This window comes from Bradyrhizobium sp. 62B (assembly GCF_030272265.2).
GTDB lineage: Bacteria > Pseudomonadota > Alphaproteobacteria > Rhizobiales > Xanthobacteraceae > Bradyrhizobium.
Genome location: NZ_CP092842.1, coordinates 519,273 through 532,644, shown reverse-complemented (window position 1 = coordinate 532,644; position 13,372 = coordinate 519,273). Strand labels below are relative to the sequence as shown.

Below are 13,372 nucleotides of genomic sequence, written 5' to 3'. Positions count from 1 at the left end.
CTGGACATCGGTTCGAAGCCATCCAATGGACTCCGCGCGAAGCGAGGGTGCGACACTGGTGTCGTAATGTCTCACCGACCTATGCCGTTCTAACACAGCGCGCGTCGATCACCTCTACCAGGATCCGCATGTCGGCAAGGTCCCGTTCCTGATGCATTACGGCGACATGACGGATTCGACCAATCTGATCCGCCTGATACAGCAAATCCGGCCGACTGAGATCTACAATCTCGCCGCCCAAAGCCATGTTGCCCTTCGAGAGCCCGGAATATACCGCTAATGCGGACGCAATCGGGGTGCTGCGCCTCCTGGAAGCAGTCCGCATTCTTGGAATGGAGAGGCACACGCGGTTCTAGAAGGCTTCGACCTCGGAGCTTTATGGCCTGGTGCAGGAGATTCCGCAGAAGGAGACGACCCCATTCTATCCGCGCTCGCCTTATGGCGTCGGCTGTATGGCTACTGGATTACGGTAAACTGCCGCGAAGCCTATGGCATGTTCGCCTCCAACGGTATTCTGTTCAACCATGAGAGCCCGATCCGTGGCGAGACCTTCGTGACCCGCAAGATCACGCGTGCCGTCGCGCGCATCGAGGTCGGCCTGGAAGAGGCGCTCTATCTTGGCAATCTCGAAGCCAAGCGGGATTGGGCCATGCCCGCGACTATGTGGCGGGCATGCATTTGATCCTGCAGGCCGATAAGCCAGACGATTTCGTGCTTGCCACCGGAGAGATGCATTCCGTGCGGGAGATGGTCGAGCTGGCCTTCGCGCAGGTCGGCCGCCGCATCGAATGGCGGGGCGTGGGCGTCGAGGAAACCGGCCTCGACGCTAGAAGCGGCAAGACCCTGGTCCGCATCGATCCGACCTATTTTCGACCCACCGAGGTTGATCTTCTGGTCGGCGATGCCACCAAGGCGCGCACCAAGCTCGGGTGGAAGCCAAAGCGGAGCTTTGTCCAGCTGGTTCAGGAAATGATGGCGAGTGATCTGACCGAAGCAAAACGGGACGCTGACAATGGCAACCGCTTCCTTTGAGCTGAAGGTCACACGCGTCTACGTCGCCGGTCATCGCGGCATGGTCGGCAGCGCGCGCTGGTGCGCCGGCTCGCGCAGGAGGAGGTTGAACTGATGACTGTCGACCGGCACGGTCGACCTCTGCAACCAGGCCGCCGTATTGGACTGGTTCGCAACGAAGACGCCACAAGTCGTTTTCCTCGCCGCGGCCAAAGTCGGCGGTATTCTCGCCAACAATTCGCGGCGCGCTGAGTTCATCTACGATAATATTGCCATCGCGGCGAACGTGATCCGTGCCGCGCATCTGAATAGCGCCGAGAAGCTGATGTTTCTTGGTTCCTCCTGCATCTATCCGAAGCTGGCCTTCAGCCGCTTCGCGAGGACACACAGGCCGCTGGAGCCGACCAATGAGCCCTGCGCCATCGCAAAGATCGCCGGGATCAAGATGGCCGAGGCCTATCGCAGCCAGTATGGCAGCGATTTCGTCAGTGTAATGCCGACTAATCTGTACGGCCCTGGCGACGGTTGTCATCCAGAATACAGCCACGTCGTAGCCGCGCTGATCCGGCGCTTTCACGAGCGACGCTTGCCGGCGCGGAAAACGTTGTGGTCTGGGGCACCGGCTTGCCACGGCGCGAATTACTTTATGTCGACGACATGGCGGATGCCAGCGTCCATTTGATGAAGCGCTATTCTGGGTCCGAGCTCGTCAATATCCGGAGCGGCGAGGACATCATCATCGCCGAGTTCTCCCGCCTCGTCGCCGAGGTCATCGGTTATCGAGGCGAGATCAGTTTCGACACCTCGCGTCCCGGCGGCACGCCACGCAAGCTGCTCGATGTCAGCCGCCTTGACAAGCTCGGCTGACGGGCGACGACGTCGCTTCGTGACGGCTTGATGCGCGCCTATGAAGCCTATCAGGCGATCACTCGGCTCCCGGCGCAAACCTAGATACGATTACCACAAGCAGGAGTTACCGCAGGGGGCAGGAACGACATGCCACACGAGGCTGCCACGCGGTCATAGCGATGATCCTCACGATCATCTAGGCGCTCATTTCTTCGCGTGATGCCTTGGTCTCGGGCTCTCGGTGTCGTTCGGCTCGTCCTGCTGACCCATGACGCACCGCCTCAGCGTGGAGCCGCGGACGAGCTCTATCCTGAGACGCCGGTCTGCAATTCGCTTCTTGGCAACGGTAGTAGCGATGAGGCATCGGCGTTCCGTGGTTGCGGCCGAACTCGCACCATCGGCTTACAGTCCCTCGTTTGACCTTCTCGCCATTGCGACGTGCCGGTTCCAGACTCGACCGCGCTGACGGCCGTCGTCAGCGGACGTTTCTTGGATCGGCCATGCTGACATACCGGGCGCCCTCCAGTGGAGACACCGGATCAGTCGCATCAAGCCGTTGAGCGAACACGCGGAGGACCGCGTCACCGGCCGGGCAAAGCGCCTTTGTCCGACCGCCTCACTCTGCCATTTTGCATGCACCTGTCAGTTAATCACTCTAGGTCGACGGCACCAATGCTTCGTGAATAGGCCTCCGACCGTGAAACCACCGCTTACGGGCGCGGTGTTGACGGCTCGAGGCGACCGAGTCAGCCGGCCATTGCGAATGCTTCGTCAGCGTCGTGCGAAATCCGGGACAGCCTTAAGCGTCGGAGCGACGCGCTGCGGCCGGAGGAGGTCAACGAGCACGACGAGCTCGCAACCCAGTCTGGTGCCTGATTACGTGTCTTGAGCGAAACGTGCCGGCTCCTACAGCTGCCTCTACAGCTGTTACGGCCGTTGTTCCCGCGTAAACCACAGTAACCGGACCTCGTCCGAACGCACTTTTGCCCGACTACGGCTGAGCTCGCATGCCGCGCCTCTCGCAGCCCTCCCAACCGGCCGCAGGGCGCTGGAAGCGATTTGCGGTGGCACCTTCATCGGTACACCAGCCCAGGACGAGCGGAGCGAGCTGCATGACGACGACTTTGAAAGAAGTCCGATTGTTTCCAATCGAAAATGGCGGCTCTCGCAGAATTCGGCGAACCTGTTCACCTGAGCCTAGATGCTGCCCGCCGTAGGGACCGGCATGGACGACAGACGACCTGCTATCTCTGAAAGCACTCAAGGATCATCTGCATAAGATGCGCCAATATGGCGCACTCCTTGCGTTATGGAGCCTCACATATTCAAACTGGCGACGCTGCACCGGAGCAAACCTCTCGTCCAGGACTGACTCTTTAATCATTGTTGGCCTTGTCGTCGCCGCACGAAACGTTGTTAGGTCCGCGACAGCGCAGGCGCCACCGCCGGCGTAACAATAGATGGTCGAGAACAACGAATCGGCGGAAACCGGACAATATGACTAGCGACGTTTTGTCTTGTTCAACATCACAGTTCAAGTCACCGGGAGCGGAGGCCTCTCGCAGCGACGCTCAATGGGCACACCCGAAAGTTCCTGAGATCCTGCTGCGCATAGCGGAACAACTCGCCGCGCCCTCTCGGCTCGAGCTTCGGCTGGAGGCTGTCGTCGCGTTAATACAGTCTCAGCTTCAGATGCAACATTGTGTGGTCTGTCTGCATGCCGGTCACAACGCTCCGGCGATTGCCGTGGGCGCGGGCTGGACTGAAGGGAGCGATCAGCGTTTTCGACTCCGCCTGCCGCAAGGAGCCGTCGAGCGCGTGCTCAATACGGCCACACCCCTTATAATAACCCATACGCAACCGAACAATTCCCAGACCACAAGCGATTCAGGTTCATCTGACGCCACGGCACATAGTCGATTGTCGTTCATCGCCGTTCCAATCGCTGTCGAGAGCACGACGGTCGGGATGCTCTCGGCCGAGCTGTTCCGGGACGGATCCTCAACGTTAGATCTCAATTCACACGTGACCCTTCTCCTCGCTATCGCGAACATGCTCGGCCACTTTCTGAGGTCATACCTCTCCACGGCCCACGATGACAGCGAGCCGCCTCTTGCGACCGATGGCAACCAGACAAAGTTGCCGCAGGATGATCAAGCCGAAGCGGACCGCAACCTAACGCTACCTGGCGTAGTTGGTCGCAGCCCGGCGCTGCGCAAGTTCCTCCGCAAGATCAATGTCGTCGCTAACTCAAATGCAACGATACTCTTGCGAGGCGAGTCCGGTAGCGGAAAAGAGGTTGCTGCGCAAGCGATCCACGACCTATCGCCCCGAGCCAACCGCCCATTCGTCAAACTAAACTGTGCGGCATTATCGGAGACTATTTTGGAATCTGAGCTGTTTGGACACGAGAAGGGCGCCTTTACCGGAGCCATCAATTCGCGCAAAGGGCGCTTCGAGCTGGCTGACAAAGGCACGCTGTTTCTCGACGAGATTGGTGAAATCTCACCTTCATTTCAAGCGAAGCTGCTGCGAGTGCTACAACAGCAGGAATTTGAGAGAGTCGGCGGTACACACACGATAAGAGTTAATGTTCGACTCATAGCAGCGACCAACAAGGATCTAGAGGTCGCCGTTTCGCAGACACAATTTCGCGCGGATCTCTACTACCGTCTGAGCGTCATCCCTTTGCTTGTCCCACCATTGTGTGAGCGCCGCGACGATATTCCGTTACTCGCTACTGAATTTCTTCGTACGTTCAACTCCGAGAACGAGCGCTCGTTGACTTTCGAACCAAGCGCGTTCGAGGTATTGAAAAGCTGCGAATTTCCCGGCAATATTAGGGAGCTTCAGAATTGCGTTCAGCGGACTGCCACCATGGCGACCGGTCCAGCAATTAACAGTCGCGATTTCGCCTGCAAATCCGATGGTTGCTTCTCCGCTCGACTTTGGAAGAGTAAGCAGCCGCCATCGATGCCGTCACAACCGCTGCCGCATACGGGGGCATGCGATGCTTCATCCACACGAGCCGGCGTGAACGAACCCACTCACGGAACCACGCTCTCACACCTGCAAGTTACGAGAGGTGAGCGAATAGTTGATCGCGAGCACCTTATCGCGGCCATGGAAAGGGCGGGATGGGTACAGGCGAAAGCAGCACGGCTACTCAAACTGACGCCGCGCCAAATTGGCTACGCACTCAAAAAACACGGAGTCGAGCTAAAGCAGTTATAATCACCCTTGACTCCAACCGCGGGTGGTTTGAAAGCATAGGTTCAAGCTTCAGCTTACCGGGCCACTAAGGCACGAGCAAATCACACGCAGACTCCGCCGGATCCTACTCGTAAGATAGACCGCTTTCAAGGCAGAGGCGCAGTTCAACCGATCATCTACACCACGGTGCGCCAGCGACAGCTCACACCGTTGCTCATCTGATGCTTTCGTGTGGCGGCCCACCTTGACTAACCACTTAACGACTCTGCTCATCTACGCACCTGACCACACTGGTTCAATGAATTGGCTTCTCCAGGCGCCTTTACTTCGACGATACATCAGGCCACTTAGGCTGGATACTCGCTTGCAATCCGACGCCACGTACATCTCCTGGACACGCTGCTCACCGTGCGTCGAACGCCGGAAGTAACCGACCGCGCTGCTAAATGTCAGCCAGCGCCAACACCGTACGACAATGTATCTGATCGCCGACTCACTTTGATACACCACTCGGCCGCTCGCGGGTTGACAGAACCAAGCGACATTCCGCACTCACACCGGCCACGTTTGACTTCAGACACGAAGTGATTGCGTTCGCATCAGGTATGGCCCAGCTACAGAGCCGAAAGACGTCGGCGATACACGCCTTCTTTTCCTGTTCCGTGGGTAGAGGCCCGCCGGCTTTGGCATACATGAATGACAACGAGTTTAGCGCGGCAACGATACTAAACGTTAGCATATAGTACTTGAATCTGTTGCTCCAGCGAGATGAGTTGAGCTGCCTTCGACGCATGATATCCTCTCAAGGTAGTTCGCTTAGGTGGACACGGTGTGCTGTAACGTTTGCAGGTCGCAAGTCGACGACTTAGAGTGCTACCGAGAGGGTATGGCTCGAACGGCTCCCTAGTGGGCCATCGCAACCTGACTGATCATCTGCACGGACGATGACCAACAATTCATTGATTCCGGTTTATCGACCGCACGGCCAAACCGAACCACGAGCAGCGCCCCTGTTTGTGGAGTGGCCCGGGCGGCTCACGATGCCTGGTACATCGCCCAAAGATAAAACCATTGCGGCCTCGCGCGTCTCGTCTCTAACTGCTCATTTTCTTCACATCGTACAATCTCTCGCTGCGTCCGATTCAACCCCTCTCTTAACCAACTGAGCACGTTTGTAAGCAGCCCTGCGCCTGCGCCCCACACTCGCCGCCCCGGTTCAACGAGCCGGTACCTCAGAGAGTGCTCAACGGTCACCATCATTGCCTCGGGGGCTGTATCTCGCAATCAACAGCCAGCACCGGCCAAGTTGTTCTGACTATAGCGCCCACTTTTCGCAATGCCCTTTCCTTCGCTCGGGCCTACACTTACATCGGCGTGGGTCTTGCACAGAGCGCACAGCTGATCCGTTGGATCTGCGCATGATCTTGTTGATTCTCTCGTTACGTCACGTTGTACGCATCATTCGCCGAATTGCGAAAAGGTACACTTCGATGTTTCAGCAGACATTCACGTTCATCGGGAGCACGCGATCGCGTCAACTTCCATCGCCACTCTCCATTGATCGGCGTGCTTACAACTCAGGTAGGCACGAGCCAAGTTCTGACAGTGTGCGCGAGGAGGCGCAGCACGTCTGGCAATTGTGCCTTTCACCTCAAGAGCGGATAACGTACATTCGGAACAATCGGTCGTATTTTGCTTTTGGCAGCTATCGAGAGATGATCGAAGTTGTCCGCGGCCGTCGCTTCAGCGGTTGCGCGCCGCAACTTGTGAATTGGCGCCGCCGATTCAGAGCGAGAGTATGGCGCTTCTCCGCACTGTTCTGCCTTGCGACATGGATATTTGTTTTTTACGCTTTCCGCTCGCTTCTCCCCTGATCGCAATACCGCGAGGTTTCCGATCCATAGACCATGAGCGGGCGTACGGCCGTCCGCTCTGAAGCCATTCTCCAGAGAGCCAGGGAGGAGGCGGTGATCCAGCATGCGTAGCACCGGCGCGCAGCAAGGTTGTCTGCCCGCTACGACACTATGCGATTGCAACCCGCCCTGCCCAGTCGACTAACAGCAAACGTCAAGGCTGAGCACATCGGCATCCTCCTCACAACGCGAGCAATCGCGGCTGCGCTACTTCGGATACGACGGTAGGTACAGTCACATCTCTTCGGCGGCAGTAGCAATCGCAGCGACGAACTTGATGAAAAGATTAAACTCGACTTTGGTTTCAGATGTCCGGCCGAGGATAAGTTTAGCTATATCTGTTCTATTGCATTGCGTCCGCAAACTCGGAGTTAACGCCGATACCGCTTTGTCAAAAAGATGGCCCAATCTCAAGAGCCTTTCCGGCTCATAGACGCCGCTCATTTCTACCGGAGCACGGTTAGCGAGGCGATCCGTCGCCTCAGTAGTGACGCATTTGACTTTTGAAACAATGCCGAGCTGCGCGAGTATGAGTTGATTTGTCAACTCAGTGAGATGGCGGGTTGCTTCGCCTGGCGCTTCACCTCCGCCCACTAACCTGCCAATCTCCGCAACTTGCGCTTCGATATTTTGCCTGAGACGTTCCTGAGAATCGCTCGGGTCAGCCGGAGCAGGCGGGTCAGCAAGCGATTCGAGGTGGGGCCGCCGGGAAGGTAAGGGGCTTGTAAACAGTCGCCACCACGACAGATAGTGCCTCAGTTTCGGCAACCACAACGTTAGGGCCTGATCTCCCATGCTGATTTGGTCCGCCGAAGTCGAGTTTCTGGTACTGTTCATCATCATCGTCACGACCACCCGTTATAAGGTTCTGTACCAGGACGCGCGGCCGGCGATACCCGAAGCGACGCCGTGAGTGAAACGGCTAGTCAGCGTATAACGCACGCCATGCGGCCCCTTTGACCTGAGTACCAGGCTTGATCGACATCAGTGAAATCGATTGTTCTGATAGAGCGCATTCATATTCTGAATTGGTCGGCCGCACTGACATCGGGGCCGATGCAGCGAACGCCTCCTCCCACTCGCTCGCGTCTGCCTTTCCCCCCAAGACGCGCTTTTTGCAAATATGGCAGAACAAATGGTGGTGCAGTATTGCGAGCATGGCCAGCGCTATGCAGTGTTTGGTCCAAGGCGCTCTACGGACGCAGGGAGCGCCGGCCGTACCTCTGATCAGCCGCAATCGCATTCGAGCGATTAGGGCTGTAACCTCGTGTCCGCGCCAACGTAACTCGTCACGATCTCTCGATCGCTCCGAACCTGATCGCGCTCGACTTCACCACCACAGCTCCACACCGGCTCTGGCTGGCTGACATCACCTATATCCCGCCTGTCGAGTGCCGGCTGTATCGCGCCGCCACCACCGACCGGTTCAGCCGCAAGATGGTCGATCGGCCCATGCGCGATCACATGCGGGCAAACTCCCCTGTGCTGTGAGAGCCGGCTCCGGAAATCTGAACAGGGCGATAAGTGGAGTTTCTGCCTGACGGCGGGCAAGATTGGCCCGCGAATCAGGAGAGACGATGACGAGACGCGCACGCCGGAACCACACACCGGCTTTCAAGGCGAAGGTGGCGCTGGCCGCTGTCAAGGGCGACCGAACGATAGCTCAACTGGCCGAGCACTTTGACGTTCACCCCAATCAGATTACGGCATGGAAAGCCCAGCTGGAGGGTGGAGCTTCAGGAGTTTTTGGACCTGGCGGCGCCACGCCCGCCGTGCCTGCGATCGACGTGAAGTCGCTGCACGCCAAGATCGGAGAACTGACGCTGGAGAACGATTTTTTAGAAGGAGCGCTCACCAAGGCGGGATTGCTGAGCGCAAAGCGATGATCGACCGTGAGCACGATCTGTCGATCACCAGGCAGGCGGAAGTTTTGAAGGTCAGCCGCGGCAGCGTCTATTACCTGCCGCGTTCGGTATCGCCCGACGACCTCGCGCTGATGCGGCGGCTCGACCGGTTGCATCTGGAGTTTCCCTTCGCCGGTTCGCGAATGTTGCGAGGCCTGCTGGCTGCCGAGGGGAGCAAGATCGGCCGCCGGCATGTCAAGACGCTGATGCGGCGGATGGGGATAGAGGCGCTGTACCGCCGTCCGCGCACCACCAAACCTGAGCCCGGCCACAAGATCTATCCGTATCTGCTACGCGGCGTGGAGATCACGCGCCCGAACCAGGTCTGGGCAATGGACATCACCTACATCCCGATGGCGCGCGGCTTCGTGTATCTCGCTGTCGTCCTCGACTGGGCGACCCGCCGGGTCCTGTCGTGGCGGCTGTCGATCACGATGGAGGCGGCGTTCTGCGTCGAGACACTGGAGGACGCTTTGGCGCGTCACGGCAGGCCTGAAATCTTCAACACGGATCAGGGCTCGCAGTTCACCGGCTGGGCCTTCACCGGCGCGCTGGCCAGCAACGGCATCGCCATCAGCATGGACGGTAAAGGAGCTTGGCGGGACAACGTGTTCGTCGAGCGGCTATGGCGCAGCGTCAAATACGAGGAGGTCTACTTGCGGGCCTACGACAGCGTGTCCGACGCCCGCGCCTCGATCGGCCGATACCTCGACTTTTACAATGGCCGACGTCCTCACTCGAGCCTTGACGGCGGCACACCGGATCAAGCCTACTTCAACCCGCGGCCAATCTGCATGGCGGCCTAACCCCGGCAGAGGCTCCACTTATCGACGCGGAGATTCTGTTCAGACAACCGGGACCAGCTCTGTGAAACGACCATCCGCCAGCAGCCTCTGACGGACTGATCCATGATTGTGGTCGGAGCGGGCAGTACGCCCCACATATCGCGTGCGGAGCCCTGCGGCTGCGGGCTGTAGCTGATCGACGTGCCACAAGGGTGACTGCTTCGACAATGCTTTGATGGAGCGCTTGTCCACCACCCTGCCGAGCTCGTTCACAATCGTCAGGAGGAGACTCGCGCCGATGCACCGCATGTATATCTCCGCGTTCGTTCGTGATTGCTACATTCGCGCCCGGCTCCATTCCACCATCGGATCGCCCCTCCGATCATCGCCCTCAAAAGCCAAAGTGGCTACGATCCATCATTTAGATGGGCCCCATCCAAACACTCAATTTTACTAAGCTCGGACAACCGCGCATACGCGAGAGCGGGCATTCGACAAGCTGCGCCGGGCGCGACCCGGCTGTTTTCTGATCGGTCACTTGAGGGACTTCGATGCAAGCCAACTGCGTAAATAGGTCGTACCCTCCGGGTGACTGCGACGGGCAGACCGGACGACAAAGGCAAATACGGTCATAGTAAGCGGACGTAGCAGTACATTCGGATCGCTAATGACCCGCCAGCGATTTCGTTCGACTCCGGGACTAGCGAGACGTCTGCGGTCGTCGCTTTCCACCAGCGCACTTCTGCCGGATGGTCCCGCTCCCATGACCCTCACCCCCGATCCGTTTCACCACGCGACAATTGCACCCGCATCTACAGGTTACGAGACTTGCACAGCCGCAGCGACCGCCCGCACTTGCCTGCCTATGAAACCAAAGGAGTGGCAATGGCCGCCCGTTTCCGCTACCTCGCCGCAGTTTTCATACTTGCGGTCGGGCTGCTTTCCGCCGCGTCTCAGGCAAAGGATCGCCGCAATGTTCGCGAACCGGCCGCGCCTAAAGGGGTATGCGCGCGCTTAGACCCGTCAGGTGGAAATGACACCACCAGATTGCAAGCCGCTATAGACCATTGCGTCCCTAGCGCCGCCGTATATCTAGGCCCAGGGACGTTTCTTTCGGGTCCGATCGAAATGAAGTCCGGCACAACACTGTGGCTCGCTCGGGGCGCGATACTGACGGCTGTAGCCGACCCAAAAGCATACCAAAAGAGCTCGGGGAGCTGTGGCCACATCGATCGGAGCGGTGATGGCTGTCGCCCCCTCATTAGTTTCACGAAGACTAAAGGCGGCGGTCTCTATGGATACGGTACAATCGACGGCCGAGGCGGGGCCTTGATGGCGGGCACGGCTGAGACTTGGTGGCAACTGGCCCGTCGTGCACAAAGTGAGGGCGCAAAACAAAACGCGCCTCGATTGATCCAACTGGACCATGCTGAGGACGTCTCTGTTCATCGCATCACCTTGCGCAACGCAGCAAACTTTCACATTGCGATGAGCCACGTGGAACGTGCTACCATCTGGGCGGTCATCATTGATACACCCGCTGATGCCCGCAACACCGACGGAATAGACCCAGCCGCAAGCGAGGATGTGACGATAATCCACTCCTTTATCCGCACCGGCGACGACAATATCGCGATCAAGGCTGGCACAAGCGGCCCTGCACGCCACATTTCCATTTTAGACAACCAATTCGGCTGGGGGCACGGCATGTCGATTGGTAGCGAACTGAATTCCGGTGTCAGTGACGTGCTGGTTCGCAACCTGACCCTGGACGGCACGACATTTGGTCTGCGCATTAAAAGCGATCCCAGTCGAGGCGGTTTAGTTGAGCGGGTGAACTACGAGAATATATGTATGAGAAATAACAAATGGCCCATACACTTCGACACGCGCTACGGTCCCTTCGCTGGCAATAACTTGCCACTTTATCAACAGATCGTCCTAAGGCACGTCTATGGGACTGATGGCACGCTCGTTATGCGAGGCTTTGATCAACAGCATCCGCTCGATATTGCGGTGGAAGATCTGCGCTTTTCTCCCCGCGCAACTTGGCAAGTGGAGAATGCAACAGTGACCGCGGTCAATGTATTTCCATCTCCGCCAGGTGCCGTCGCTACTCCACATTACGGCGCATCGACCCCGTGCGTAGTTGCTTTCCGCCGGTTCCCTGAAGCCACCAGTAGCAAAAACGATGGCATTGAGCGCGACCCTCGCGCCGCTGCTCCAATCGATCGCTGACGATCACAAAGGATTGGCCGGTGTAAGAGCCGGATTGCATGATTGCGGTCAGCTTCGTACCCGCCGTGCTTGGTACGCAACTCGCACCAGTGCTTCCTGACACTCACGCTCCCACACAGATGGTCCCAATTCGGGCCCGCCAAGACAGCCCGTCTGCAGGCCCGTCGCTAATCGGCCCGACGCGCTGCTATTGCGGGCCCTCCCGCTGCGTTCTATCGCGCTTGCGGGATCCAGCCCGTGTCGTGCGAGAAGAATGTCTGGAGCGACCATTGCATTGCCTCCCGATCGCTTAGCTGGCGCGCATATCTTTCTCTTGCTCTAGGATCGGCACCAATACCTGAGGATCTGTATTCAGCATAGTAGGCGTTCATTAAGCGGCGGCTCTTGCCCGGGTCCCATTCCACCCACCCCTCAGCCATGACCGGCGCATTAATCTGCGACGATAAGAAGATCACCGCAGCATAGGGACGCCATGGACGCCCGAGAGCAATGTCGCGCGCGCCCTTGTCGGCTGTCAGCGTGCAATGATCAAACACAAAGGCGCTGTCTTCATCCGGGACGGCTCTGCTTTGTGCGGTATAGACGACTGCGTGGTTTGCAACACCGTGTAGCTCACATTGCTTAAAGTAGGCCTTGGCGTTACCAAATATAAAATCGATATGGCCTTCGACGTAGCAGTCTACGAAGAACTGACGACTGGCTTTCCCGTTCGGCCCCTTGTTGACAAACAATGTGTCTTGCGCACCAAGTATTCTGACGTTTGCAATAACATCCTTGTCGCCGGTGACAGAAAGTGCCACTGCCTGAGATGCTGGATTACCCAAATTGGCAGAATAGTCGTTCCAAACAGTCAGATTTTCGAGCCGGAAGTTATCGCCCGACGCACCTAAGGTCGCGGAACGGACAGTCCCACCCGCAGTGGCGGCGCTATCACCGTAGACAATCACCGCTTCATCCGGCCCACCACCGGTGCCCCTGATATTGACATTGGGCTTCGTCACTCTAACCTTTCCGCGATAGGTACCCGGCGCGACTACTATACTTCCACCAGCCTGAGGTAGCGCGTCTACCGCGTCTTGTATTGACCTATACGCGCCCTTTTCAGATAACGATACCTTCAGTTGCTCGGCATCGCCTGAGCGAACACTCGCAATCGTTGCCATTAGTGCGACCACGCACAACACCATCTTCAACTCGATCTACTCCTGTTTGGCCTGCGATGTGGCTTGATTATCCGCTTGCTTGCAATAGCGCAATGACACTGCTCGCGACCACCTTCCCAACCGGCTGAGCTACTCGTCGAACATGGCCGCGCGTATGTGGCGAACTTTAGATTCAGTGACAGGGGCGTCGAGGCATTATCGGCTAACAGCCACAGACAGCTGGATGCAAGCTTGCAAAATGGCACGTAATTCGCGGCTGATGTTCAGACACGTCGCGATCCGAAGACATTGCTTGT

The 13,372-nt window shown here is 57.9% G+C and carries 5 protein-coding genes and 2 pseudogenes; 5 read left to right on the top strand and 2 right to left on the bottom strand.

The annotated features are described in order from the left end of the window. Positions 1 to 91 precede the first annotated feature (91 nt). The 3 genes and pseudogenes from gmd to nifA all read left to right on the top strand — a co-directional run. Positions 92 to 1,032 (top strand): annotated as a pseudogene (gene gmd, locus ML401_RS37445) (GDP-mannose 4,6-dehydratase); the annotation flags it as partial. Next, positions 1,013 to 1,962, top strand: a pseudogene (locus tag ML401_RS37440) (GDP-L-fucose synthase family protein). The pseudogenes gmd and ML401_RS37440, both read left to right, overlap by 20 nt. Positions 1,963 to 3,357: 1,395 nt before the next feature. Continuing rightward, complete coding sequence (nifA, locus tag ML401_RS37435; RefSeq protein WP_285812888.1) at positions 3,358 to 5,094, top strand: nif-specific transcriptional activator NifA; 1,737 nt, start codon at positions 3,358 to 3,360, stop codon at positions 5,092 to 5,094. 2,126 nt (positions 5,095 to 7,220) lie between these two features. Here nifA and ML401_RS37430 read toward each other — a convergent pair. Beyond that, a complete protein-coding gene (locus ML401_RS37430) occupies positions 7,221 to 7,829 on the bottom strand; it encodes a hypothetical protein (RefSeq protein WP_285812887.1) in 609 nt (202 codons plus the stop codon). Between the two features lie 734 nt (positions 7,830 to 8,563). Here ML401_RS37430 and ML401_RS37425 point away from each other — a divergent pair. Beyond that, positions 8,564 to 9,696 (top strand): IS3 family transposase gene (locus ML401_RS37425; protein WP_376717463.1). Its coding sequence is split into 2 segments (ribosomal slippage): positions 8,564 to 8,819 and positions 8,819 to 9,696, totalling 1,134 coding nucleotides; the frame shifts between segments, so codons are not numbered across the junction. Positions 9,697 to 10,803: 1,107 nt separating this feature from the next. Continuing rightward, positions 10,804 to 11,913, top strand: coding sequence for a glycoside hydrolase family 28 protein (locus tag ML401_RS37420; protein ID WP_285813390.1), 1,110 nt, complete (start codon positions 10,804 to 10,806; stop codon positions 11,911 to 11,913). 212 nt (positions 11,914 to 12,125) lie between these two features. Here the strand turns inward: ML401_RS37420 and ML401_RS37415 are convergent, their stop codons facing one another. Beyond that, entirely contained in the window at positions 12,126 to 13,076 is a 951-nt protein-coding gene (locus tag ML401_RS37415) for a pectinesterase family protein (RefSeq protein ID WP_285813389.1), read from the bottom strand. Positions 13,077 to 13,372: the final 296 nt, after the last annotated feature.